23 protein-coding genes are annotated in these 26767 nt (G+C 45.8%); 19 read left to right on the plus strand and 4 right to left on the minus strand.

Annotation, left to right across the window (positions count from 1 at the left end; translation table 11 throughout):
• The 3 genes from MK185_13525 to MK185_13535 form a co-directional block, all read left to right on the plus strand.
• A partial coding sequence (locus MK185_13525) for a TonB-dependent receptor (protein ID MCH2041645.1) occupies nt 1-555 on the plus strand: 555 nt, incomplete at its 5' end.
• Nucleotides 556-727: 172 nt separating this feature from the next.
• The gene (locus MK185_13530; protein MCH2041646.1) at nt 728-3385 is read left to right on the plus strand and encodes a LuxR C-terminal-related transcriptional regulator; all 2658 of its coding nucleotides are present in this window, start codon (nt 728-730) and stop codon (nt 3383-3385) included.
• 209 nt (nt 3386-3594) lie between these two features.
• A complete protein-coding gene (locus tag MK185_13535; GenBank protein ID MCH2041647.1) occupies nt 3595-4749 on the plus strand; it encodes a response regulator transcription factor in 1155 nt (384 codons plus the stop codon).
• Nucleotides 4750-4790: 41 nt separating this feature from the next.
• Here the strand turns inward: MK185_13535 and MK185_13540 are convergent, their stop codons facing one another.
• From MK185_13540 to MK185_13550, 3 genes are all read right to left on the minus strand, one after another.
• A complete protein-coding gene (locus MK185_13540; GenBank protein MCH2041648.1) occupies nt 4791-5453 on the minus strand; it encodes a metallophosphoesterase in 663 nt (220 codons plus the stop codon).
• A 16-nt stretch (nt 5454-5469) separates the two neighbouring features.
• Nucleotides 5470-6774 carry an O-antigen ligase family protein gene (locus MK185_13545; protein MCH2041649.1) on the minus strand — a complete coding sequence of 435 codons (1305 nt, stop codon included), beginning with the start codon at nt 6772-6774 and terminating at the stop codon, nt 5470-5472.
• Between the two features lie 79 nt (nt 6775-6853).
• On the minus strand, nt 6854-7420 hold the full coding sequence (locus tag MK185_13550; protein MCH2041650.1) for a hypothetical protein: 567 nt from the start codon (nt 7418-7420) through the stop codon (nt 6854-6856).
• A gap of 435 nt (nt 7421-7855) precedes the next feature.
• Here MK185_13550 and MK185_13555 point away from each other — a divergent pair, with 435 nt between their 5' ends.
• The 16 genes from MK185_13555 to MK185_13630 all read left to right on the plus strand — a co-directional run bounded on the left by MK185_13555 (nt 7856) and on the right by MK185_13630 (nt 25487).
• Nucleotides 7856-8845 carry an NAD-dependent epimerase gene (locus tag MK185_13555; protein ID MCH2041651.1) on the plus strand — a complete coding sequence of 330 codons (990 nt, stop codon included), beginning with the start codon at nt 7856-7858 and terminating at the stop codon, nt 8843-8845.
• Nucleotides 8835-9650 carry a WecB/TagA/CpsF family glycosyltransferase gene (locus MK185_13560; protein MCH2041652.1) on the plus strand — a complete coding sequence of 272 codons (816 nt, stop codon included), beginning with the start codon at nt 8835-8837 and terminating at the stop codon, nt 9648-9650. The genes MK185_13555 and MK185_13560 overlap by 11 nt, the downstream gene beginning before the upstream one ends.
• Nucleotides 9647-10948, plus strand: a complete 1302-nt coding sequence (locus MK185_13565) for a UDP-N-acetylglucosamine 1-carboxyvinyltransferase (protein ID MCH2041653.1) — start codon at nt 9647-9649, stop codon at nt 10946-10948. Before MK185_13560 ends, MK185_13565 begins: the two co-directional genes overlap by 4 nt.
• Before the next feature lie 5 nt (nt 10949-10953).
• Nucleotides 10954-11913 carry a UDP-N-acetylmuramate dehydrogenase gene (murB, locus tag MK185_13570; GenBank protein MCH2041654.1) on the plus strand — a complete coding sequence of 320 codons (960 nt, stop codon included), beginning with the start codon at nt 10954-10956 and terminating at the stop codon, nt 11911-11913.
• A complete protein-coding gene (locus MK185_13575) occupies nt 11913-12878 on the plus strand; it encodes a glycosyltransferase (GenBank protein ID MCH2041655.1) in 966 nt (321 codons plus the stop codon). The genes murB and MK185_13575 overlap by 1 nt, the downstream gene beginning before the upstream one ends.
• The gene (locus tag MK185_13580; protein ID MCH2041656.1) at nt 12859-14169 is read left to right on the plus strand and encodes an O-antigen ligase family protein; all 1311 of its coding nucleotides are present in this window, start codon (nt 12859-12861) and stop codon (nt 14167-14169) included. The genes MK185_13575 and MK185_13580 overlap by 20 nt, the downstream gene beginning before the upstream one ends.
• Nucleotides 14159-15445, plus strand: a complete 1287-nt coding sequence (locus MK185_13585; GenBank protein ID MCH2041657.1) for an oligosaccharide flippase family protein — start codon at nt 14159-14161, stop codon at nt 15443-15445. Before MK185_13580 ends, MK185_13585 begins: the two co-directional genes overlap by 11 nt.
• Nucleotides 15438-15743 (plus strand): acyltransferase, encoded by a 306-nt coding sequence (locus MK185_13590; GenBank protein MCH2041658.1) that lies wholly within the window; start codon nt 15438-15440, stop codon nt 15741-15743. Before MK185_13585 ends, MK185_13590 begins: the two co-directional genes overlap by 8 nt.
• An 86-nt stretch (nt 15744-15829) precedes the next feature.
• Nucleotides 15830-17305 carry a mannose-1-phosphate guanylyltransferase/mannose-6-phosphate isomerase gene (locus MK185_13595; protein ID MCH2041659.1) on the plus strand — a complete coding sequence of 492 codons (1476 nt, stop codon included), beginning with the start codon at nt 15830-15832 and terminating at the stop codon, nt 17303-17305.
• Between the two features lie 171 nt (nt 17306-17476).
• On the plus strand, nt 17477-18643 hold the full coding sequence (locus MK185_13600) for a nucleotide sugar dehydrogenase (GenBank protein MCH2041660.1): 1167 nt from the start codon (nt 17477-17479) through the stop codon (nt 18641-18643).
• A gap of 177 nt (nt 18644-18820) precedes the next feature.
• The gene (locus MK185_13605) at nt 18821-20224 is read left to right on the plus strand and encodes an undecaprenyl-phosphate glucose phosphotransferase (GenBank protein ID MCH2041661.1); all 1404 of its coding nucleotides are present in this window, start codon (nt 18821-18823) and stop codon (nt 20222-20224) included.
• Nucleotides 20214-20594: a hypothetical protein gene (locus tag MK185_13610; protein ID MCH2041662.1), complete on the plus strand. Its 381-nt coding sequence runs from the start codon at nt 20214-20216 to the stop codon at nt 20592-20594. The genes MK185_13605 and MK185_13610 overlap by 11 nt, the downstream gene beginning before the upstream one ends.
• 126 nt (nt 20595-20720) lie before the next feature.
• Nucleotides 20721-21944 (plus strand): outer membrane beta-barrel protein, encoded by a 1224-nt coding sequence (locus MK185_13615; GenBank protein MCH2041663.1) that lies wholly within the window; start codon nt 20721-20723, stop codon nt 21942-21944.
• 167 nt (nt 21945-22111) lie between these two features.
• Entirely contained in the window at nt 22112-22678 is a 567-nt protein-coding gene (locus MK185_13620; protein ID MCH2041664.1) for a polysaccharide export protein, read from the plus strand.
• A gap of 39 nt (nt 22679-22717) precedes the next feature.
• The gene (locus MK185_13625; protein ID MCH2041665.1) at nt 22718-24886 is read left to right on the plus strand and encodes a polysaccharide biosynthesis tyrosine autokinase; all 2169 of its coding nucleotides are present in this window, start codon (nt 22718-22720) and stop codon (nt 24884-24886) included.
• On the plus strand, nt 24864-25487 hold the full coding sequence (locus tag MK185_13630) for a hypothetical protein (protein MCH2041666.1): 624 nt from the start codon (nt 24864-24866) through the stop codon (nt 25485-25487). Before MK185_13625 ends, MK185_13630 begins: the two co-directional genes overlap by 23 nt.
• A 154-nt stretch (nt 25488-25641) precedes the next feature.
• On the opposite strand, the gene MK185_13635 is transcribed toward MK185_13630, so the two are convergent.
• On the minus strand, nt 25642-26619 hold the full coding sequence (locus tag MK185_13635) for a LysR family transcriptional regulator (GenBank protein MCH2041667.1): 978 nt from the start codon (nt 26617-26619) through the stop codon (nt 25642-25644).
• Nucleotides 26620-26767: the final 148 nt, after the last annotated feature.

Below are 26767 nucleotides of genomic sequence, written 5' to 3' on the forward strand. Positions count from 1 at the left end.
GGCACGTGCAGCTTCTCTCAGGGTTCTTGTAACAATAACAACATTGGTGACCAGTCGAACGCCGGTAATGCTCAGGTATACGGTATCGAGGCGAGCTGGGGCAGCGAGCATGTCGTAGCCGGTTACAGTGTGCCTGTCTCTCTGACGTACACCTACAGCAAGGGTGAATTTGGTGAGGAATTTACCGATGGCACCGGTGCTTTTGGTCAGGCCAATCTGAAGATTGAGAAAGGCTTCGAAATCGGTTACCTGCCTGAGCATCGGCTGAACATTCAGACCGGCATTCAGCACGGAGACTGGCGCGTGAACCTGTCAGCGCTGTACCAAAGTGAGATGCGCAACGTACCGGGCAAAGGTGACATTCCGGAGCAAGATAAAATCGATGCCTTCACGGTGTTCGATTTAGCCGCCAACTACCAGCTGACTCAGGAATTGCAGGTCTACAGCACGGTGGATAATGTGCTCAACGAAGAGTATGTGGTATCGGCTAAACCATACGGTTTCCGTCCGGGTAAACCTCGTTCTGTTAATGTCGGCGCGAAACTGGCGTTCTGACATCGGTCGCAATCAGCGACAATTTTCAGACAGAAATAGAAAAGGGAGCCTGGCTCCCTTTTTTATTGTTGATTAACACCCTGTAATAAAATGTAACCTGAACATCTGCGGCGTTGAGTTCAGCCAGAGGCCGTGTTTCCATAGCCGCAGTCGATAAATACCCCTTGGCATCATGATAACAACGAAAAAACCGGGTCAACCGGCTGTTGCGGGCTTTCGTCAATCCGAGCTATCGGGCGAACAATGGCAGCAAGAGCTGGATCAACACGCTCAGAATATCTGGATCGATAACAAAGGCAAACGACCTGCCTTTGCTTCTCATTTCTGGCCACGGGCCGAATTACTGCATCACGCTATGCAACAGCACGATGCTGCCTGGATCAGTGCGCCTGCGGGGTACGGTAAAACCTTGTTGATGAGTGAGTACTGCAACGAACTCCAGGAGCAAAACGATTCTCCCGGAGTGATGTGGTTTCGCTGTGATGATCAGGACGCCCGAGCGCAGTTATTTCTGCGTCACTTGCTTGAAGTAGCCGAACGTCAGCTTGAGGGCATAGCAACGAACGCATTGGCTCACTGGCATTTTTCTGCAGGACAGGGGCGTATGGACGTCGAGCAGGTGCTGCTGTTGTGGCTTTCTGAAATGGCCACTTTCGAACGATCTTTATTGCTCTGCCTCGACGACGTTCATAACCTGGCGGATACCAGCGCGCTGCAACTGCTGAGTAAACTGGTGAGTCATCGTCCTGCCAATCTCAAATTGATAATGACCAGTCGCTATTTACCTCAACCGCTGGGAAAACTGCGTTTACACCAGAATATTGTCTGGCTTAACCATCAAATGTTGGCATTTTCGGATGATCAGCTTCAACGCTGGTTAATGGACAATAATATTTTGCAGGCCGGACGTTTGGTTCCTCAACTGAATAACCGGTTGCAGGGTTGGCCTGCCGGACTTGGCTTGTGGCTGGCTTGTTATCGTGCTTTGGGCAAACCGTTTGATCCACCGGCGCTGTTAGGTCAGCAGGAAATGAGCGACTACCTGCAAGGCGAAACCCTGTTCACATTGCCGCAAGAACTGCAGAGCTTTATTCAGCGTGCCGCCGTACTCGGTAGTTTTAATGACAGCATTCTTAATGATTGCCTTGAGGAGATCGACTACCAGCCGCAACTTAACAAAGCGCTGGCAATGAACCTGTTTATTCAGGCGTTGGAAGATAAGCCAGGTTGGTACCGGATTCATCCGGTGATGGCTGAGCTGTTAGCACGACAGTTACCGCAAACCATGCGCCAGCAATTACACCGCAAAGCTTATGAATGGCATAAAGACGGTGATGACCGTATTGCAGCGTTACATCATGCGCGCCAGGCGGGTATCGCCAATGAAGTGGTGCCCTGGGTGGAAGCCCAGGCTGAGTACATCATTGCCAGTCTCGATATTGCTGCCATGCTCGAATGGATCGATGTGTTGGGGCAGGAATTATTACAGTCATCACCAAGATTGATGCAAATCGCTGCCTGGTCCTGGTTGTTTACCCAACAACGCGAGAAAGCCGAGCCTCTGGTGCAGCGGTTGCAGCGTGACGATAATCTGCAGGAATACGAACGGGCTGCGCTGGAGGGCTATCTGGCACGCCTGGTTGGCCAGAACAAAAAAGCCGAAATTCTGTGTAAACAGGCCCTGGAAGAATTACCGCAGGAACGCTTTACCGTACGTATTCTGATGATCTCGACATTATCGAGCCTTTGTCTGATGAATAACGATGCCGACGGTGCGCGCATCTGGAACCGTCTGGCGCAAGATATGACACGTCAATTTAAAGTCCCTGCTATGGAAGCCCAGGCGTTATTCGAATACGCCAGAATCGAACTCAACCGTGGGCACATACAGCGCAGTGCTCAGGTTATTCAGCAGGGGTTAGAGCTGTCTGCCAATAACAATGAAGCGTCTGGTCTGGCTCGTGGGCGCCTGGTTATTTATAAGTGTTTTCTGCTGTGGCTGAGTGGCGAACCTCGTCCACAACTGGTGGAGTTGCTGCAACAAGGCATATCTTCCAGCATTCACAGCCATGATATCGCCGTGTGTTATGGCTATGCATTGTTTGCCATGGTAAAGGCCGAGATGGGCAAGTTTGACCGTGCACTGGACATTCTGGATCAGGCCGAGCGGTTGATGCAGCGCTGGCAGGTGGGTGTTGAAAGCTACCAGTGGCTGGCGATGATTAAAGCCAACATCTGGATTTCTCAGGGTAAATTGTCCCGCGCCCAGAGTTACATCAACGAATTCGTTAAAATGCAGCAGGACGGACCGTTGCGTTCGGATATGTTCCCGATGTTGCCGGGTTTTATCGCCGTAACCCGTGCGCGGGTTTACCTGATAGCGAACAACCCCCAAGCCTGCATTCAGGAAGCCGACACTTATATCCGCAGTAATGGTCACAGCATTATGGCGCTGCTGATGAATATGATTCGCGCCGCGGCGTTGCGCTCAATCAACCCGGCCGACAGCGACAACCAGCTACGCCATATTCACCAGATGCTGGAACGCGCCGGTGTTCGCATGAACTTTGACCAGTGGATTCCGAACCTGGCATTGGTTGAGCGCAGTAATGGTGAAACCAACAATCTGCCAGCCAATGCCGCACTCAGTGAACGCGAGCTGGAGGTGTTGCGTAAAATTGACCAGGGCTTGTCGAATCAGGAAATTGCCGATCAGTTGTTTATTTCTTTGCACACGGTAAAAACCCATGCGCGCAAAATCAATGTGAAACTCGGCGCCAAAAGTCGTACTCAGGCACTGCATCGGGCCAAGGAATTATTACTGATTTAGTCGCAACTCTGACGCCAGCCAATACGACGTCCGACCTACATCAGGACGTAATGCTATTTTAAGGTGTTTATTTGTTGTAACTTCTATCAATAGTGATGATGGATTATCAAACGTGTAGCTATTAAATATGCCAATGTGTTTCAAAAAGTTGGCACATTAACCAACATTTAACTAAACCTGTGTATTAGCTAATCAACAAGGAAGCACGAATGGACTACAACGCACTGGTGATAGGAGCCAGCCACTGCCAACAGTTAGAACAACAAATTGGCAGCCCGTATTCCCTTATCTGTGTCGATGACTTCGAAACCCTGCTTAATCTTGCTCACTCAACTCCCTGCCAGGTATTAATCATCAACGAGGTGGTTGTCGGCATGGTGGCCGCGATGGATTGGTGCCGAAAGCTAAAGCAGGAAGATATTTTTAACGATGTGCCCATTGTAATGCTGGCCGATCGTGATGAGCTTGCTGATCGAATGGATGCCTTCGAAGCGGGCTTTGATGATCTGATTGGCAACGATGCAATGTGGGAGTTACGTGCCCGCATCGATCGGGTTGTATTTAACAAACTGGCCAACGCCCAACTTAAAGCACAATTACAGCAAGCCAACGAAATGGCGTTTATCGCCATGTCAGATACTTCCGATCTGGGGGTTAACATACAGTTTCTGCTCGACTGTAGCACCTGTAATAACCTGGATGAGCTGGGAATGCGTTTGTTTCAGGCGCTGCAGAATTACGGCTTGAGCTGCAGCCTGCAAATGCGCAGTGTGCACGGCATAAAAAATATGGAAGCCAATGGTATGGCAAAAGCGATGGAATCTGTGCTGATGGATGAATGTAAGGATCAGGGACGTTATGTTGATTTCGGCCATCGCTCCATCATGAACTACGAGACCGTTTCGCTGTTAGTGAAAAACATGCCGGTTGACGACGATAAAAAATACGGCGCTATAAAAGACAATGTATTCTCCTTACTGCAAGGCGCACATGCGCGTGTGGTCGCACTGGATAATCAGAAGAATCTCGAATTAGAGGGAACACTGGTGAAGCAGATGGCCAGCCAGATGCGAACTCAGATGGCTGATGTCGATGACGCTTATCAAGAGGTGATGCGCCAGATCGCCGATGTGGTTGAAAATATGGCCGATGGTGTGGAAGAAAGTATCCAGTTCCTCGGCATGGATGAACATCAGGAAAGGGCGTTACAGAAAATCATGGAAACCGGCATTATTGATACCAGTCGTATTTTTAATGAAGGCATGCAGCTCGATCGTGGCCTGAAAGAATTCCTGCATGAAGTAGAGCGCCTGTTTAGCGAAGCGCATATCGATGCCAGCGAATTGCAGCGTTTGTTGCAATAGCTGCAATTGCAGTTGTTGCACCAGAAGTTCGTTCGGAACTTCTACAGCAACTCTTTGATAATAAAATCGCGGCCCTGATAAACACCCGGTTCAATATAAATACGATTACCCAGCTGCAGCTCCTGCTCGCACACATTATGACCATGGATAATCAGATCGATGCCGGTAACTTTATGCTCGCGCCTTTCCTTAAAAGCGCTGCGTCCCCAGATGCATTGCTCCAGCTGCTTATTGGAAAGCGACTCGAACTCTCCCCAATTTAATGCCGGAAAATCTGCGTGAACAATGCCATAACGTTTGCCGGATTTACCGCTGACCTCAATCGCCAGCGGCAGTTTTTCAATGGCATCGAACCACGACGGCCACTGGCTCGGGTCAGAACTGGCTATCCACTCACCACCGTGTTGCAGCCATAACATCTTATGCTGGCTGTTTTGGTATTTCAGGCCGCTCACCATCAACAATTCGTGATTGCCCAGCACCGAGAAAAACCAAGGTTCATTTAACAACGCCAACGCCTGCGCGGACTCCGGACCGCGATCAACCAGATCACCGACGCAAATCAGGCGATCTTTATCGATATCAAAACGCAATTGATCAAGTTGTTCCATCAGTTTAGAGGCATGGCCGTGAATATCGCCGACAACAAAATCACGTCCCAGGGTATTGGTCGCTAACACGGATTTACTGGCTGATAACTTCATACAGAACCTTCCATTACTACTTATTTGGCGCCCAGCGGGCAAGGCTTGCCAGCGCCATCAATAATACAAACATAAAGGCGTTAGCCGGAATCTGCAGATTAAAATCCACCGTGGAGTGAATCGCAATGGCCATCATGCCCATGGTGGAAGCAAAGCCGAGGCCTTTGAATAATTCACTGCGGCGTTTGCGCATGGCCTCAATTGCCCAAAAGAAACTCCAGCCAGCGGCAATAAGCAGCGCCATAAAGCCAACCAGACCATACTCCGCGAGAAACTGCAGATAATCATTGTGAGCGTGATCGTACAGTTGGCGGGTCGTAACATCATCGCCCCGGTAGGCTGGATAAGTATATTCGAATGCACCCGCGCCAATGCCAAATACCGGATTTTGCTGCCACATCTGGAAGGTGTCGCGTGATACTTCATCTCTGCTTTCTTTACTCGCCGTTGTGTTCTGCAAGCGTTCAGCGACTTTTTCTACGCCAAAAAAAGTACCGACAATGGCGATATCAATCACCAACAGGCTGCTCAACAGAATGGTGGTAGAACGGGATTTGTTGTTCATCAGCAACAAAGCCAGACCGCCGGTCACCATCAGACTGGCGAAAAAGGCGGTATTGCCCATGCGCGAACGGCTGAGTACCAGAGCAATCACCATAACAGCCAACAATAACCGCATCGCAACTTTGGGGCTGAGCAGAGTATCGATTGCCTGGCGCATACGCTGGCGCCAGCTACCGTAATAGCGGTTAGACTGAGATAGTAAAAAACCGATGCCCAATGCCAGACTCATTTCCAGGTACCCCGCCAGATGGTTGCGGTTTACAAAGGTACCGGTGGCTTTACCCTGATAGGCTTCCTTCTCTTGGAAAAAGCCCCATTCAAGGCCGGTTAACACCATTAATGAACCGTAGATAGCCTGGAACGAAGCAGCCAGAATAACCACCCAGATAATTCGTTTGATACGTTCACGTGAATTCAGAATTAACAGGCTGGCCGCCATAAATGCTGTAAGGCCCAGCCCCTGCAGAGCATGTTGCCAGATATCATGCTGGCCATTGGCCAGCATCAGCGACTGCCCGATGACCCACAGCTGAACGGCCAGCAGTAATAACAGAATCGGTAAGCTCTTCTTAAGCGCTTTGGGCCAGAGCAAAACGTCGAGCTGTTGGTTCACTTGTCTCTGAACAAGCCTGTTAACTTCGGTCGCCAGTAGCAGTAAAGCAACTGCACTGTAGAGTGGCCAAACCCAGTTAGCATAACCGCCGAAGGCCAGCGGTAAGCAAAAAACCAGTGCCTGATAAGAATTCCAGCTTTTCATAATCTTCTTTGACGAGGTGTCTGAATGTCGGACAAAAAAATACCCGGCATAGCCGGGTATTCGTCAGCCTTGCGGTCTATTAAGCCGGGCTGATTGAGCCGCCTGGAGCAGGGGCGTTAGGATCTTGAGCCTGAGTATTTGTTGGCTGAACAACCGGAACCGTTGGTTGATTACCCGTAGCCGTTGGGGCTGATTCGCCAGTGATAGCCAGAGAAGACTCTTGCGCTGATGCTACTACAGTCGCCGGAATGTTCTGACTGTCAGCCGCTGCATTAACCGCTGCTGCGTCAACGCCTTCAACGTTGTTGGCTGCAACGAACAGAGCCGTTACAGCAACTTCTGGGCTATCCACTGCTGCAGTGGTTGCCGCTAATACGTCAGCAACGCTTTGGTTGTTTTGGATAGCAGCCGTAGCAACGTCTGCAACCGGAACACCAGCGTCAACAGCCGTTTTAACAACCAGCGCCAGTGGCAGGCCTGCTTCAATCATTTTCTGAACAGTTTCCGCTTCACAAGCAGACGTATCACAAGCGGCTGCTTCTGCTTTCAGAGTAGCGGCTTCAGAAAGCTGGGCCTGAGTGTATTGTTCAGCGGCGAACGCTGGCATTGCAGCAGCCATGACAGCAATGGTCAGTAATTTACGCATAAGTCCAAATCCTTATGTAATTTTAATGGGTGAAGTTTGAGCGGATTCTAAAGCGCCTAATTGTGAATGCCAAGCAAAAATGGCGTAATCGGTGGATAAAAAGTACGAAGTACGACGATCGAACTAGTTTTGATCTGAAATGCCCCGTAGCCCAGAGACGGTGCGACTGTGGGGTCTTATTAAATGTGAAGTTTGTATGACAAGCAGGCAGCCAAATGTGATTGTTTGCGCCATACCGTAGAAATGGCAAAATGCGCCACTTTTTTGTAACAGGAGCATTCACAATGCTCGTTGGGTTGTGTATTGTGCGCGCGGTTTTCAGCCAATAAAACTGGAATTGCTGAGACATATGGAAGTGTATGGGTATCGAAAGCGTCGGTTCTACTCAATTGCTTCCTCTAATTTAAGTAATTTATACAGAGCGAAGAGTCGTAAATGAAGTATTTGGTCACGGGTGCAGCAGGGTTTATCGGGAACTTTGTCGCGGAGCGTTTGTGCGGCATGGGGCACGAAGTTGTAGGTCTGGATAACCTGAATGACTACTACGACCCAGCACTAAAGCACGCTCGGTTAGATCGTATCGCACACCTTAATAACTTCCGTTTTATAAAGATGGATCTCTCAGATAGAGAGGCCATTGCAGACTTGTTTGCAAAGGAAGGCTTCGAGCGGGTGATTCATCTGGCCGCTCAGGCTGGTGTTCGGTATTCAATTGAAAACCCAATGGCATACATAGACTCCAACCTTGTAGGTATGGGCACAATCCTGGAGGGATGTCGCCACAATAACGTAAAGCACCTTGTATACGCTTCATCCAGTTCAGTTTATGGAATGAATAAAAAGATTCCATTTTCCACCGATGATGTTGTTGATAGTCCGGTTTCGTTATACGCCGCAACGAAGAAAGCTAATGAACTGATGGCTCATACCTATAGCCATCTATACAACTTACCAACAACCGGCTTGCGCTTCTTTACCGTTTATGGCCCGTGGGGTCGCCCTGATATGGCGCCTTATTTGTTCACAGATGCCATCGCAAATGATCGCCCGATCAAGGTATTTAATGACGGCAAGATGCAGCGCGACTTTACCTATATCGACGACATCGTCGAGGGTGTCATCAGAATTCAGGATGTTATCCCATCGCAACATAACGAAGGATGTGTTGAAGGGATGTCTCCTTGCTACCGGGTTTATAACATTGGTAACAACCAACCTGTGGAGTTGGAACAGTTTATTCGTTGTATTGAGAATGCACTGGATAAACAAGCGGTGAAAAACTATTTGCCGATGCAAGACGGCGATGTTGTTCGTACATTCGCAGATGTGTCTGCGTTAGAAGCGGTTACAGGATTTAAGCCGGACACAGCGTTGCAATCTGGAATAAATAACTTTGCGAACTGGTACAAAGAATATGTTAGTTGAAAAAATTCCAGAGATTATAAATACACCTGACCCTGATATGGTTTATTTAGCTGGATGGCCTCATGTTAAGTTAACACGAGAAGGCTTTGCTCAGTTGATGGTCAGAGACTGTTTGGCTGCCCGTAATAGAGATGTGACTTGTCTACCTAAGTTGGGCTTTTCAATGAATGGTCAGGCGATGTCTTTGTGTTCTACCAGTGTTCAATTCGGCAAAGCAATGGAACAGGCTGATTACATTCAGGCTGATGGTGAGTCGCTCGTCAAAGCTTCACGTTTTTTGAATAAGGGCGATGCTCTGCCTGAGCGTATCGCCACGACTGACTTCTTTCATGATGCTGCTGAGTATGCAGTAAAATACGGCTTAAAGTTTTATATGTTGGGCGCATCGGAAGAGATGAGCCTTGAAGCTGAAAAGAATATTCGCAAACAATACCCTGACCTACAGATTGTTGGCCGCCGGAATGGCTATTTCGACGAGGCGCAAGAAGAGAAAATCTGCAAAGAGATTGTAGCATCAGGCGCAGATGTTCTCTGGGTTGGAATGGGAAAGCCGAAAGAACAGCTCTTCTGTATTCGGAATAAAGAGCGATTGAAGGGTATTCCTTGGATCAAATCGTGTGGTGGACTTTTCGACTTCTTGTCCGGGCGTAACAAACGTGCTCCTCAGTGGATGCAGGATGCTGGTTTGGAGTGGGCGCATCGTACTCTGAGTGATCCCAAGCGCTTTCTTTGGCGTTATCTAACAACAAATATTCATACAATTTTTCTTCTGGTTTTAGGCTCGAAGGATCGAGGTGGTATATGACAATTGAAAATCTTATTAAATTTCCATCAAAGTTAATTATTCCTGGTGGTCAGGTTCCTAAAGGTCGAGTTAAAGTAAGCGGCGCAAAAAACTCTGGAACTCGACTCTTAGCTGCAGCCAGTTTGACTGACGAACGTGTTGTCCTGAGTAACTTTCCAACAAAATTAGTAGACGCACAACATAAACTTCGTTTTTTAGCGAACATAGGGTTTGATGTTCAGGTTGACTACGATCTGGAAGAAGTTCAGTTGCTTGGTGGAAGTATTCATTACGATAAGCTACCTGACTTTGGATATCCTATCCGCACAACATACTTATTGGCTGCTGCTCAATTATGTCGTAGTGGTATCGCTCGTATCCCTTACCCAGGCGGGTGTAAAATTGGTAGCAGAGGGTATGACCTCCATATTCTGGTGTGGGAAAAATTAGGTTGCACTGTTTCTGAACAACCAGAATACATCGAGATAAAAGGTAATCTAACTGGAGGTGTTATCGATTTCCCCAAATCGACAGTTGGAGGAACAGAGAATGCTCTGCTGTGTGCTTCGGTCGCTTCTGGAAAAACGATTATTCACAATGCCTATATAACCCCGGAAGTAACTGACCTTGTATCGATGTTACGAAGAATGGGTGCCGATATTACGATTGTTGGTAATAGTTATATTGAGGTAAATGGTAAGGGTGGGCTGTTAACTGGAACGCGTATGCCTGTCATGCCAGACCGAATTGAAGCACTTACATGGATTGTTATTGGTATTCTGACTGGAGGAGAAATTTTAATTGAGGATGTTCCATTTGAGCATATGGAAATACCTTTAATTCATCTGAAAGAAGCTGGCATAAATATATTTAGGAATGATAATAGTATTTATGTTAATCAAAACTGTTTAAAAGATGGCGGTATCCAACCATTTGAACTGGCGTGTGGAACACACCCTGGTGTGATCTCTGATATGCAGCCTTTTTATGTGTTATTGGCCTTACAAGCTTCAGGGAAGTCACGGATTTATGATTACCGCTACCCTAAACGTATTGGCTACGTTGATGAGTTATCCAAATTCTTCCCTAAATCATACAGTGCTGAAGAAGGATGTATCACTGTAGATGGTAATAAAGCCGGATATGCGGCAGTTGCTGAGTCGACCGATCTTCGTGGAAGCATGGCTGTAATGATGGCTGCTTTGCTCGTTGATGGTATGAGTACAATTAATGATGCTCATATGGCACTTCGAGGCTATAACGATCTTCTATCGAAGTTTAAGTCTCTAGGAATCAACGTCGAAGAAGTATACGAGTGAGCGTTATGAGCTTTAATTGGAGCAAGATCACTAGCGATATTTTGAAACTGACAAATGCTCGGGTTTCTTCCAGTATCGATTTATCTGCTATAAGCCGATGGAAGATTGGTGGTATTGCGCCCCTTGTCGTACATCCTCATTCAGAAGAATGTATCTCTGCAGTTATTCAATACTGTAATGACCATTCAGTTCCATTTCTTGTTATAGGAGATACCTCTAACCTTCTGTTTGATGACGCAGGCGTTAATGCTCTGATTATAAAAATCGGGAACGAAATGTCATCTAAACAGGTTATTGGGCGCTGTATTCATGTGCAAGCCGGAGCTTGGGTTCCGAGCCTTGCTCGTTTCTCAGCTGCTAAAGGCTTGTCAGGTTTGGAGCATACAGCAGGGATACCTGGTCGCTTAGGTGGGCTGATATGTATGAATGGTGGTAGCCAGAGAAAAGGCATTGGCGATAATTTGTTATCTGTCCGTGCTGTTCTACCTTCTGGGGAAGTCGTTGAATACGATAGAGACAGTTGTGAATTTTCTTATAGAAATTCCATATTCCTTAGTAATAAAGCGATTATCACTTCTGCAGTCATTGAGCTTGATACAGGTGATACTCAGTCGATAAGAAGAGCAATGCTCGAAATATTGAAAAGTAGAAGGCTGAAATTTCCTTTGAAGCAGCCAAACTGCGGCTCAGTATTTGCCAGTAATCCCGCGATGTATAAAGAAATCGGCCCCCCAGGATTTGCTATTGAAAAGCTCGGATTGAAAGGGTTCTCAATTGGTGGTGCGAAGATATCTGAGCATCATGCTAATTTTTTTGTGAATGATGGCCAAGCTAAGTCTAGTGATATGTGTGCCTTAATTAGTTATGTTCAAGAATGTATAAAAAACTCTACAGGTTATTATATGAAAGCGGAAGTCAGGTATGTGTCAGAAGATGGTAATACAACAGTTTTAGGATTAATGTAATGTTACCCAAGGTAAGTGTAATATCAGGCTATTATAATCGCGAGAGTCTGGTATCTAGAACAGTCGAAAGCCTTTTGGCTCAGTCCTACGAAAATTTAGAAATCATATTGTTTGATGATGCATCCACTGACGGAACATTTCAAAAGCTCAAAGAATATAAAGAAAATAATACGAATATAAGACTGATAAGGCATGAAAAGAATATAGGTTTTGTGCAAGGGCTTATTGATGCAATATCGACTACTGATTCTGAATATATAGCTATACAAAGCTCTGGTGATGTGTCATTACCATTAAGAATTGAGAAGCAAGTAAAATTGCTAGAAAAGCAGAGAGATGTATCAGTTGTAGGATGCTTTTACAAAAATATCATCGAATCAAGTGGCCTTCAGCGAAAGAGAACACCTAGTGCAAATGGGATGAGTAAGGAGGAGTTGTTGAGGGGTAATGTATACTCCCATGGAGAAGTGATGTTTCGAAGAAGTAGTTATGATCAGGCAGGTGGGTACAGAAAGCAGTTTAAATTCTGCCAGGACTATGACCTATGGCTTCGAATGATACAAGTTGGTAAATTAGCTACTGTTGAAGAAGAACTATTTCACAGATTCGTACAGTTTAGCGGTGTCTCTTATCTGCCTGAAAAGTCTGTTGCTCAGGCCAAGTATTCTTTTCTCGCAAGGTCTTTAGCAAACGGTAGTTTACCCGATTGTAGTTTGTTAGAGGTGGAAACTCAGGGTGTCGATACAATCGTTAGTGACTCGGCTATACAACGTAGAATATTTAGTAACAGTATCAGGGCAGTATTGTGGAGAGACTTTGAGGGAGCTATTGGATTTACAAAGTATTTTGATAGTGAAGTTGCTAAGCTACTCATTAGGTCATTAGTTTTTATTGGAAACACAATGCTAGGAAGAGGAGTCTTAAATATATGTCAGGGAGTTGTGGGTGTTAAAAGCTACAAATAGTTTCTTGGCTAAAGAGGTATCGGTTTTTTTATATAGCATCTCTTTGTTGCCGCTGTGGTGGATATTGGGTGTTGATTTCGTTGTGTATCATTTGGTGGCAATCTATTTTCTTTTTCGATTGCCAGCGATTTACAAGCCAGATGCTCCAGTAAAAGTCATATTGATACTCATGGTTTTTATATTATTGTTGTCGAACTTTATATCGTATCTGTTTTTTGATTTTGAACCATTTAGACATTTTTCTGCAATCAATAATGCTTCAGTCTTGCTAGTGGGGTATTGCTATTATTCTTTGTCTGATTTTTTTTTAAAGCGCGGTTTTGTTAGGCTTCCGGATATTCTGAGGGCTGGCTACTATATCGCTTTGGTATATATTGCTTTAGCAGTATTTCTATTTTATTTTGTGGTAAACGGCACCGGTGGTGAGGGAATGCGTGTGCCTACATTGTTTGGAATCATTACACCGGAAGCCCCGGGTTTGTTGGGGAAGTATCAAGAGGCAATACTTGTAAGTTCAAATTGGTTTATGGGAGATGCGACCCCTAGGCTGTTTATACTCGCGCCATATGCAACGGGTACTGCTCTCGTAGGGTGTATCTGTGCTTTCTGGGGGGCTGCGTACTTACATTCGAAAAATACCAGCAGTAAGTTGAGGTGGCTTTTCTTAATGTGTATGTTTATCGGAGTTATATTGACACTTTCCCGTGCAACGGTAACAGGTTATATCTTAGGAATTATGATTGTTGTATTTGCATCTATTTCGAAAAGGATGTTGGGTGTTTTGTTGCCTTTGATATTGATATTTATAATGTTGTCTGTGCCTTATTTGGTGGAGCTTTTTCAAGTTGGTCTTGAATCTAGACAGGGCTCAACCAATACACGAATGTTTTCATATCTTTTGTCGATAGATATTGTCCTTAAGGAAAACTTCCTGACTGGTATAGGAGTTAAGCCTAGATATGAGCATATGTTAATACCAGTTGGGTCTCATTCATCGTTTATTGGTCTGATGGTTCGAGGGGGCGGGGTGGCACTGATTATGGCTTTCTTTATGTTTGTGATACTACCAATAGCAAAATGCTATTCAATATATGTAAGTAGGCTAAAAGATAGTTCGCTAGATCAAGTGCCTCTATATTTAATTGGGTGTTATATCTGTTGTCTATTGTTTCTTGTGTTTCAGGATATTGATGCATACCCTTCACTTTGTATGCTGGTTTTTGTTACTCTTGCGATGATATTTTTCTCTGCAGGCTCTATAGACAGAACCAAAGAGGCCGATGGTGTTTGATTATATATTGGTTGTCTTCTCAAGATTTGTTGCTAGGGGCGGGGCTTTTTTAACCTTAGCCGTCTTGGCTCTTGCTATGTCTCCTACTGACGTTGGTGAGTATGGTCTATTGACAGTTTCTGTATTCTTTGTAGCTCTTTTATCTAACTTGGGGGTAAGGCATGCAATAGGATATTCAGTAGGTAAAAAAAATATATCAATTTCCTCGGCTTTCAATAAGTTGGCAACATTTTGGGTTGTAATGACGGTTGTGATTGCTGTGATTTTTACACTGCTTTCAAGGTTGTTCGAGATGTATGTTGTCCCCGAGCAATATTATATTTATTTTGTTGTTTCTGTATCATCGGTGTTGTTGGTGAACCTTCTACAGGGGCTTCTATTGGGGCAAGGGGATATAAAGCTTTTTGGCCTGTCTGAGGCTGCACCGCGTAATATTACACTTGTTATCGTGTTGTTGCTCTGGGGGTTGGATTTTATCAGTGTGAAGCTTGCAATATCTGTATTTTCTATAAGTTATTTGTTTTCGGCTCTATTGATAATTCGTAATATTCGAGTTAAGGATAATGTGCAATATAGGCCTAACTTCCCTAGTGGGGAAATGTTTGCTTATGGATTTCCATTTTCACTTTCAGTGGCTCTGGTTACGGCTTATCCCGTTATAGTATTGCATTATATAGAAGCTAAATTTTCGACTGGCTATGTTGGGTATTTTTTCTTTGCTTATAAAATTGTAGAAATATTTAGTGAAATATCTTCATCTATAGGGTTTGTTGCTTTCTCTAAGGGTGTTAAAAAAGAAACTATATCCGATGGAATGGGATACTCTATAAAGATTGCAAAAAGTATTATGTATCTAATGCTCTTAGGTTCTGTTGTTGTCCTGACTGCTAGTTTGGCCTTAGAGGCTTTTAGTGATGTTAACGATGAGATTGTTTTTGATATCCTAGCAACTCTAGGTCTTTCTCTACCCTTTATAGGATATTCCAAGACAATCTCTCCCGCGCTTGCGGCTCAGAATAAGGTTTATGTAAGTGTGCTAGCTAATACGATTGGGGTTAGTGTGGTGGTAATGCTGCTTTATATCTTTACTCCTGAAGATTTAGTTGACGTCTCTTTTATAGTTCTTTTAGGTAGGTTCGGGGCGTTTTTAGTTTTTGTTAAATATCTGGCTAATGACTCAAGAATTTCAGATTTATTAATTATGAGTAGGGGAGAAATAAAAACTACTATTAATGCAGCTTTTAATATTTGGGGTAAGAGAAGCTATCGTGAGTAAAAGAAAAATTGTGACAGAGATTCAGGGGCTACGCACGCTCGCAGCACTGATGATGGCCATCTATTATATATGGTTTCAGCGAGTATTGGGTGGGGTTGACGTTTTTTTTGTGGTAGCTGCATTTTTTATGTCTCTGTCTCTAATGAAGCATGATTCGTTAAAGCCTAAGCATGTGATCGATTATTACATGAATACTTTCAGAAGAGTATTCCCCAATACAACTGTTGTTGTAATCTTTAGTTTGCTTGGGCTTATCATTATCTCTCCCGAAGGAATATGGAAAGGAGAATACCAGTGAATCGCCGATTTACGTCATTTTTATATCGAAATACTTTTCTTCCCTTTAAATCAGAAATTAAAGCAATGATTAATCGAATAAGATAAATGCTTGTATCCGTTATTCTCGCGGGCGGCTCGGGTAGCCGCCTTTGGCCTTTGTCCCACGAAGGCTACCCCAAGCAATTTCTCTCCCTCGGCGGAGAGTCTTCGATGTTGCAACAAACCCTCGGGCGGGTAAACAACCTTGCCTATGGAGTGAGTATTGTGGTTTGTAATGATGAGCATCGGTTTATCGTTGCAGAGCAACTTCGTGGAAATACCAATGCCACTATTCTGATAGAGCCGGAAGGTAGGAACACTGCACCTTCTATTGCGCTGGCTGCATTTCAGCTACTCAAACAACATCCAGAAAAAGCCCCTGTTATGTTGGTGTTACCGGCAGACCATAAGTTGGATGATGTGGCAGTTTTTGAAGCTTCTGTCAGAGCCACGCTGCCGGCTGTGGAGGCCGGTAAGTTCGGAACCTTAGGTGTTTCCCCGGATTCTCCTCATACGGGCTATGGCTATATAAAGACCGGAGAAGCGATTTCAGAATCCGTCTTTGTCGCTGATCGTTTTGTTGAAAAGCCCAATTCAGAATTAGCACAATACTATATTGATCAAGGGTCAACTTCGGCTTCAGGTGAAGGTTCATGGTTGTGGAACAGCGGTATTTTTCTGATTCGTGCTGATCGGTATCTTGAGGAGTTAAAACGCTGTCAGGCGAGCATGTATGACGCGTGCAAACAGGCGGTTGAATTGCAAAAGACCGATCTCGACTTTATTCGTATCGATGCTGCTGCTTTTGCACAGTGCCCCGAAAACTCCATCGATTATGCTTTGATGGAATCACTGGCCACTGAAGGGCAGGTTGTTGTCAGCAGGCTAGAAAGCGGCTGGAGTGATATTGGCAGCTGGTCATCTCTTGCAGAGCAATACGATGCTGATGCCAGCAACAATGTTGTTATTGGCAATTCACAAGGTCTGCAGACAATTTTCGAAGACAGTCGTAACACCATTGTGTGTGGCAATGAGCGCCTTGTTGCAACGTTAGGCATCGACAATCTGATTATTGCAGATACGGCTGACGCTCTATTGGTTGCCCGTCGTGATCAGGATCAGAATATAAGACACCTTGTTGAGAAGCTAAAACACGGCCGTCGCGAGGGCGCTGCGAATCAAGGTGTTATGCAACAAAAAATCAGCCATCGTCCATGGGGCTACTACGATGTGGTGACTTATGGTAATGGCTATAAAGTTAAAAAAATCTGCGTAAATGCGGGAGCAAGCCTGTCGCTTCAGCGGCATCAGTACCGTGCTGAGCACTGGGTTGTGGTTTCCGGTTTTGCTCAGGTGACCCGAGGATCGGAAACGTACAGGGTCAAACAAAACGAATCCACTTATATATCACCCATGGAGATTCATAAGCTGGAGAATACTGGTAGTGAGCCGTTGGTTATTATTGAAGTGCAAACTGGCAGCTATCTCGAGGAAGATGATATTGAGCGCTTAGAAGATCGTTACGGCCGAGAAGGCCGTTAAGCATCTTTCAATCTTGCTATCTATCTATGTATGAGAAATAGGCTGTTTAATGCGTTGACTGTTATACCATCGTCTTTTATCTGACTTAGTGCAGTGGTATCGTTAGCGCCGGTTTTTATATGGTCAGAGCTGAATCATAATCAGCTGTTTTAAGGAATAGTGAGTATCAAGATGAAGATTACCGTTGCAGGGACCGGGTACGTTGGGTTGTCCAACGCGATGTTACTGGCGCAACATAATGATGTGGTTGCTTTGGATATCGACGAGCGCAAGGTCGCGCTGTTAAATGAGCGGCAGTCTCCGATTGTCGATGCCGAAATTGAACAGTTTCTCCGTCGCGATGACCTGAGCTTTCGTGCCACCCTGGATAAGGCGGAGGCTTATAAAGATGCCAACTTTGTCATTATTGCTACTCCAACCGATTACGATGTAGAAACCAACTACTTTAATACCTCCAGTGTTGAAGCCGTTATTCGTGACGTGATGAGCCATAATCCGGATGCAGTAATGGTGATTAAATCCACCATCCCGGTTGGCTTTACTCGCCGTATAAAAGAAGAAATGGGTTCAGACAACATTATTTTCTCGCCTGAATTCCTGCGTGAAGGTAAGGCACTTTACGATAATCTGTATCCGTCACGTATTATCGTCGGTGAAGACAGCCAGCGTGCACGTGAGTTTGCAGCCTTACTGGCTCAGGGTGCGATTAAAGAAGACATTGCTCAGCTGTTTGTTGAATCGACTGAAGCGGAAGCGGTTAAGCTGTTTTCCAATACGTATCTGGCGATGCGTGTTGCTTACTTTAACGAACTCGACAGTTATGCCGAAGTTAATGGTTTAAATACCCGTCAAATTATTGAGGGTGTTGGCCTGGACCCTCGTATCGGTGATCACTACAACAACCCGTCGTTCGGCTACGGTGGTTACTGTTTGCCAAAAGATACCAAGCAGTTATTAGCCAACTTCCGCGAGGTACCAAGCAATATGGTGCGCGCCATCGTTGACGCGAATACCACTCGCAAGGACTTTGTCGCCGATTCCATCATTGCCCGAGGACCCAAAGTGGTCGGCGTTTATCGTTTGGTAATGAAGTCTGGCTCCGATAACTTCCGGGCTTCTGCAATTCAGGGAATTATGAAGCGTATAAAGGCTAAAGGTATTGAAGTTGTCATTTATGAACCAACCATGGATGACGATGAGTTCTTCCGTTCCCGTGTTGAACGTGATTTGAATAATTTCAAAGCCGAAGCGGACGTTATTATCGCCAATCGTATGGCAGACGAGCTGCAGGACGTGGAAGATAAAGTCTACACGCGCGATTTGTTCGGTAGCGATTGATAGTTCGATCTGTTTTGCAGTGAATTGATGAAAAAGTGGCCAGTATGGCCACTTTTTTTATGGGTCATAGAGAAAACAGCAGCGCGATATGACTTAATACGACAAACACTGGTGAAGTGGAAATTCTTGTGGTAGTTTTGCGCGCCTTCACCACACAGCTCAAACAGGGATGACGTGATGTCACAACATGGAATGATTCGCTCACGGCAGGGCAGCTTCGCCGCGGGTTATCGCCTGATCGATCTTACTATTATTCTGGCCAGCCTGGCTGTTGCTGCTGGTTTGTACGGAATTACTCTGAACTCCATGTATCTATCCGCGGTATTAATCGCGGCGGTTACCTTTTATCTGATGGCCGAGTCGTTTGGTATCTATGGCTCCTGGCGGGCTGTATCTGCTACCAGAATGTTAATTGCAGCAGCCGGATCGTGGGTCGCTGCTTGTTTGTTGCTGGTGTTAATCGGTTTTTTTGCCAAGGTGGGTGAAAGCTTTTCGCGGGTGGTGATGGGCAGTTGGATGTTGGCTACGCTGTTGATTTTGTGTGGCTGGCGGCTCGGTTTTCGTAAGGTGCTGCAAATCATGCGGCTACGCGGTCACAACAGTCGTCGCGCGGCAATCGTCGGGTTAAACGAAAACGCCATGCGTCTGCGTAGTCAGTTAAACGATCATCCTGAGTTGGGAATTCGGTTTGATGGTTTCTTCGATGATCGCAGCCACGAACGTTTCAGTGAAGATTACCCCGAAGAGAGGCTGGAAGGCACCATTCAAACATTGCTTGATCGCACAAAATCAGGCGAATACGATCTGATTTTTATCGCATTGCCGTTAAAAGCACAAAAGCGTATCGCACAGATTCTGGAGCGCTGCGGCGATACCACAGCCAATGTGCATCTGATACCGGATTTCTTTACTTATAATCTTATTAACGCTCGGTTGGGTGCTGTTGGCAATGTACAGACAATCAGTATCTACGATACCCCGATTTTTGGTTTTAATGACGTATTAAAGCGCTTATTTGATATTGTTTTCTCCTTTAGTGTGCTGGCTCTGATTGCAATCCCGATGTTGATGATTGCAGCCGCTGTGAAGTTTACCTCCCGTGGCCCGGTTATTTTCAAGCAATATCGATATGGGCTGGATGGTCGTAAAATTCATGTGTGGAAGTTCCGTAGTATGACGGTGATGGACAACGGCGATAAGGTTGTGCAGGCGAAGAAAGGCGATGCTCGTATCACCGCGGTTGGTGCTTTTATTCGTAAAACCTCACTGGATGAACTGCCACAGTTTATTAATGTGTTGCAGGGCAGTATGTCGGTTGTTGGTCCACGCCCCCATGCGGTTGCTCACAACGAGGAATACCGCAAGCTGATTCCGTATTATATGTTGCGACATAAAGTGAAGCCGGGCATCACCGGCTGGGCGCAGATAAATGGCTACCGCGGCGAGACGGATACCCTGGATAAGATGGAAGGGCGTGTAGATTACGATCTGGATTATATCCGTAACTGGTCTTTGTGGATGGACATTAAAATAGTGTTCATGACGGTATTTAAAGGCTTTACCGGCAGTAATGTACATTAATAAACGTTACTGGCCGTTTTTCAGTTACGCGCTGATTTTACTTTGCCTGAGTGTCTGTAAGTCTGTTGTCATATTTACCCCATATATTTTGTCACTGGAAAAGCTGATGGGCGGGGATAAGTGGTTGCATTTTTGGCTGGCGATGCCATTACCACCATTACTTTTGTGGGCAACAGCCACGTGCAGGATTCCTTTAATACACCGCTTGTTTTTGTCACTGGTGTTGCTTTCGTTGGCAATTGTAAGCGATGAAGTACTGCAATTCTGGCTCAGTCATCGTCATTTCGACTGGCTAGATAGCCTTTATGGGATTGCCGGAATTGTCGGCGGTGGTCTGATTTACCTGATACTGGTCAGATTAAAGTATTAATATGATCTGAGATTGCTCGCTTAGGAAAAAAAAACGTTTTTCCCCGGGATTTTGGGGGTGACAAGGGATTACGCCGTAGCTAGTATAGCGGCCAAATTTAAATTTGATTTTAATTAGGGGACTACTATGAAAGCCTGGAAGCTGGCACCTCTCGCTGCTGCTCTGACTAGCGCATCTGCATTTGCTGTTGAACCTGTAGGCATGGGGTTGGGTAACGGAGTTACATTTTTGCCGAGTGTTGATGTAACTGTTTCTAACAACGACAACATCTACCTGCAATCTGGCGGTAAAGAAGTAGATTCTACTATTACGCGTATTGCTCCGGCGCTTGGCCTGACGGGCGACATGGGTAAAGTAAACTGGCAAGCAAATTACCGTGCTGAGCAGGGTGTATTCAGCAACGACGAAGACGATGACTACCTGGATCAGAAAATCGATGTTGCTGCGGGCTTTGCCATTAACAGCCGTAACGAAATCGATGTAAAAGCTGCTTTTAATGCTGATCATGATAACCGTGGCGCGGGTACTACCGAAGGTGACGCCGCTCTGTCGGTTGTTGATCCGGATGAATTTGAAGAAACAACCGCGGGTCTGAAGTATACCTTTGGTGCTGATTCTTCTTTCGCTAACATCGAAGTGGAAGCGGACAGCTACCAAAAGCGTTATACCAACAACAAGGTTGATAAAGACGGAAATGCTACCGGTATCGAGAGTCGTGATCACAATAAAATGACTGGCTCCGCTGCTCTGAAGCTGAACCTGAGCCCGGCGACCAAAGCGCTGCTGGAGCTTTCGCAGAGCACCGTAAGCTATGAAGAAGATTCCGCTGACAAGCGTGAAGGTGACATCTTGAAAGTGCTGGTAGGTGCAAGCTGGGACATCACAGGTAAGACCTCCGGTGAGTTCAAAATTGGTAGCGCTAACCGTGATTTCAAAAACTCTGACGTTGAATCAAATACACGTCTGAGCTGGAGCGGTAACGTTAGCTGGAGCCCGCTGACTTATTCAACGCTGACACTGAGCACCTCTCAGAACAACAACGAAACCAATGGCGCGGGTAATTACATTGCCAACACCAATACCGTTGCAAACTGGAACCACACCTTCTCTACTTTCATTTCTGCGGGTGTTGAAGCATCTCGTGCTTCTGATGAGTACGTGGGTGACGATTCGGTAAGTGGCGCTGCGCGTAAAGATGAAACCATCTCGTACGGTGTGAACGTAACCTACTCTCCAAAAACCTGGGTAGATATTAAAGCTTCCCTGAAGCAGTCTGATCGTGATTCGAACGACAACACGCTGGACTACGACTCTCAGGTAGTAAACTTAGGTGTTACTTTAGCATTATAATTTAACGCTTAGTTCACTTATAATAAGCGGCCTGACAAGGCCCGGAATAAAGAGCAAGCAATTTGCTGGCAGAGTTCGCTCTGTTTTATTTCGGATGTTGTCGGGCCGTTTTTTATGTGGCGTTAATCAGTGCCATTGACAGTGCGTAAGTGTTACAGGATGTCCGCATGTTTCGTTTTATCAGCTGCTTGCTGCTTGTTTGTTTGTCTCTTTTCTCCTCTGCTGAAATCAATCGCTATCGTTTAGGCGCCGGTGACCTGATCAACATCAGTGTTTATGACGAAAAAGATCTGACTCTGGAAGTTCGTATCGGGTTGTCCGGACAGATTTCTTACCCGTTACTGGGGGATGTTGTGGTGTCGGGTTTGAGTCCAAAGGAATTGGAACAAAAACTGACCGCAGGTTTAAAAGGCCCTTATCTGATTGATCCAAGTGTGACCGTGTCGATCGTTGAATATCGTCCGTTTTATGTTACCGGTGAAGTTAAAAAGCCAGGTAGTTATGCGTTTCACCCAGGTTTAACCGTTGAGCGTGCCATTTCTATTGCCGGTGGCTTCACGGAAAGGGCGTCTAAACGCAGTATTTACGTAAAGCACGATGAGCGTAAACAATCATACGACTTAAATCAGCCTGATACAGACAACAATTCAGAGCGTGAAGAAAAGGAATCGGTTGAAATCTACGATGTAGTTCAGCCTGGAGATGTAATCACTGTTGAACAGAGCTTCTTCTGATAGTGATTAATGATGGGAAATAAAGCGAAGTACCAGACTATGAATGATTCATCCGTTGAAGTGATCGACCTCAGTTATTATTGGCATGTTGTGCGCCGTCAGCTGAAAATGATCATTGCTTTGTCGATTATCGCCACGCTGATTGCAGTATTGGTGGTGTTGTCGATGACGCCGAAATATAAGGCTACCACGACAATACTGATTGAAGCCGAAGAGGCTAAAGTTCTGTCGATTGAAGAGGTTTACGGTTTATCCAGTAAGTCTTCCGAGTACTTTCTGACTCAGTTTGAAATATTAAAATCACGTGAGATGGCCAAACGTGTGGTCGACAAACTTGGCCTGGCTAACAAGCCGGAATTTAATCCATTTCACCCTTCGATCAAGAAAGGTTTTAGTCTGAAAGCACTGATCTTCGGTGAAGGTGAAACCCCCACTGAGAAACAGATTCAGGATGCCACCATTGATAACTTCTGGAGTGCAATCAGTGTGTCACCGGTGCGTAAAACCCAGTTGGTTAAAGTATCGGTTGAAACGGAAGACAAAGCGCTTGCCCCGATTGCTGCCAATACGGTTGCTCAGGCGTATATCGAAAGTCAGCTAGAGGCCAAAGTGGGCGTTACCCAACAAGCCGCAGACTGGTTGGGAGATCGTTTAGGTGGTTTAAAAACCAAACTGGAGAACTCTGAACGTGAACTTCAGGACTTCCGCGAGAAAAACAATCTGATCGATATCAAGGGCGGTAATACTTTGTATGCGAAAGAACTGGATCAGATTACTGAAAAGTTAGTGGATTCCCGTAACAACCGCCTGAATATTGAGGGGACTTATACCCAGCTACAGAATATTAAACAGCTAAGTTATGAAAACCTCAGCTCTTTGCCGGTGATTCTGAAAAACCCGTTAATCGTTAAATTACGGCAAAACGAATCCACTGCTGAGCTAAAGGTTTCGGAACTCAGCAAACGTTATGGCCCTAAGCACCCGCGTATGATAGCGGCCCAGTCAGACCTGGATGCGGTACGTGAGTCAGTATTAACTCAGATGAAGCGTTTGGCATCCGGTATTAAGCAGGATTATCAGGTCGCTAAAACCCAGGAGCGTTCACTGGAAAAAGCGTTAAACGAAGTTAAGAAAAAAATTCAGAGTTTAAACCGCACTGAGTTTGAATTGAGTGAATACACTCGTGAGGTTAAAGCTAACCGCTCTTTGTATAATGCTTTCTTCAAGCGCATTCGTGAAACGTCGGAAACCGGTGATCTGCAAACAGCCAATGCGCGGATTGTTGATCCGGCAGTTTTACCAGAGAAGCCTTTTAAGCCTAAAAAGTCACTGATTGTCGCGTTAGTGATGGTCATGAGCGTGATGTTTGGCATCGCTCTGGCTTTCTTACGTGACGCGCTGGATGCCACGGTAAAAAATGCTGAAGATGTGGACCGTAAACTGGGTTTCGCTATGTTAGGCCTGGTGCCGATGATGAAACGAGAAAAAGATCTGCCGGATACGCCTGAAAATGCCATGGCAAGAGCGTTTGCGCATAACGGTACTCATGGATTTAAAGAATCAGTACGTACTCTGAGAACCAGTTTAACGCTGGCATCGCTTGAAAGTCCGGCTCAGGTATTATTGTTTACTTCCTCTGTACCGGCAGAAGGTAAAACCACAACATCATTAAATTTGGCGGCCGCTTATGGCCAGATGGAAAAAGTACTGCTGATTGATGCCGATATGCGGCGTCCAACAGTTGCCAAGCAACTTCGTTTACCATCCGGCAGTAAAGGCTTATCGAATGCTGTAGCGAATCCGGAAATATTGGATGAATGCATTTATTCATTGGACGATATGAAGGTTGATGTGATTCCGGCTGGTTTTATTCCACCTAATCCTCTGGAGTTATTGTCGTCGAAAAACTTTGCCGGTTTGCTGGAAACACTGAAGGGACGGTATCAGCGTATTATTATTGACTCTGCTCCGATGCAGGCGGTAAGTGATGCACTTTACTTGTCGACTCTGACTGATGGCGTGGTGTATGTCATCAAGTCCGATTCAACCAAAGACAAGCTGATCAAAGGTGGTCTTGGTCGGTTGGATGATTCGAATGCCCGCATTCTTGGTGTTGTTCTGAACCAGGTAGACGTTGATAAAGAAGCGAAGTACGGCGGCCATTACGGCGGTTATTACGATACCTATGAATATAAAGCGAGCAGTTAACGTTAATCGCTTGTTACAAGCGGTGGTTGCGGTGCTTTTTGTTGCTACGATACAGGTATTTTTGGTGTCGGCATTGGTAGCTATTGGTAAACAACAAACAGTGACGACCAGCGATAATCACTGGTTGAGACTGGCTGATTTATTATCATTTTCTGACCCGGAAGCGGTTACCGCACTGGGAACTTATCAGCGGGAACAAGCGCTGCTGTCAGAGGGTGAGAAGCGTACTCTTTTATTGCAGCAGTCATTGCAGAATTGGCAGCGAGCTGTCAAATCCCGACCATTGTGGCCGTATCATCATTTAAATGCGTTACACGTTGAAGTGATGCTGAATAAGCCCGCTGCGGATATTCAGCAAACGATCGACACGGTTATCAAACAGACCCCGAATGAACGGGGCATGGACAAATATCTGATTGAGTTGGCCGTGTTTTCGTGGGCAAAATTAACACGTGATCAACGACGCTGGATCAGTGATCGTTTAGATAGGCTGAGTGCCGGGGAATTAAGATACGTGCTGCAAGCTGCAGAACGTATGAATCGCAAAACACTGATTTGTGTGCATCTTCCGATTAAAAAGTCGCGTCGTTATTGTAAGTAACCCACAGAGACGATTCCGCTTTATCGCTATAACCGGATACAGTCAGTCACTGGGTAGCCGGACGCTGGTTACATCGGCTTATTATTTTATGCGTTCTGATAGGAGCTGTGGTCCAAGGTCGTGATTACACGACCTCGGAGCGATTGGTTTACGATTATTGCAACAGAGCCGGATTGCTGTCCTCAAGTTTTGGGCATTCGCCCGCTTCACCGAGCTCTACTTCCCAGGGCGGGTTGGGTCGAACACTTTCAATCACAAAATCTACAAAGCTCCGGACTTTAGCCGATAGGTGACGATTGCTTGGGTAAAGAGCATGAATGGGATTGGCTTCGAACGGCCAGTCACACAGCACGGGTACCAGGTTATCGGAACGAATTGCAGACGCTGCAATGAGCATTGGCAGGGGGGCGATACCCACACCAGACAGTGCCAGGGTGTAGAGGCTGGCAAAGTCATTAACCTGAAGTCTTGGTTTTACCTGCGCAGTGAATTCTTCTTCGTTCGGGCCAACCAGTGACCAGCTGTTCCATTCTGGTGAACTCAATAAGGTATGATTTGCCAGATCGGATGGGTGTTGTGGCGAACCATGGCGGGCAATGTAATCCGGGCTGGCACACAGCAGGCCGCGAACGTCACCGAGGTGGCGACCAATCAGCGAGGAATCTTCCAGTTGACCAATGCGGAACGCAATATCAATACCTTCCTGTACCAGATCCAGTCTTTGATCAGACAATACCAGATCAATCGAAACCTGCGGATGTTGCTCCATATATTCGGCAACCAGGCTGCTTAACACCGTGGAGCCAAACAGAACCGGCGCCGTGATACGCAGTGTGCCGGTTGGTGTACTTTGCATCTGGGTGACGGCGATGTTGGCTTCTTCGATTTCGCTCAGGATGCGGGCGCAGTGGTTGTAATAAGCATTGCCGGTATCGGTAAGACGTAGGCTACGGGTTGTGCGCTGAATAAGACGAATACCCAGACGCTCTTCCAGTTGAGTGATCTTGCGGCTGACAGTGGACTTTGGCAGCCCCAGGTTTTTTGCCGCGCCGGTAAAGCTTCCGGCTTCTACGACATGAACGAAAATCGCCATTTCGTTCAGATCGAACTCTTCACGTTTACCAATTAACATCGACTGCTCTCCAGATAGCAAAATGTGAGGTATGAGTCACAGTATGGGGTTACTTTCGGAGATTTAAAGCTTTTTGGAACAATTTGCCTTAAAAATACCCGATTGATCCATGATTCCGGCACGATCACCGTGTCGATGGTTTCACATC

It is taken from the genome of Saccharospirillaceae bacterium (genome assembly GCA_022448365.1).
Lineage (GTDB): Bacteria > Pseudomonadota > Gammaproteobacteria > Pseudomonadales > Oceanobacteraceae > Bacterioplanoides.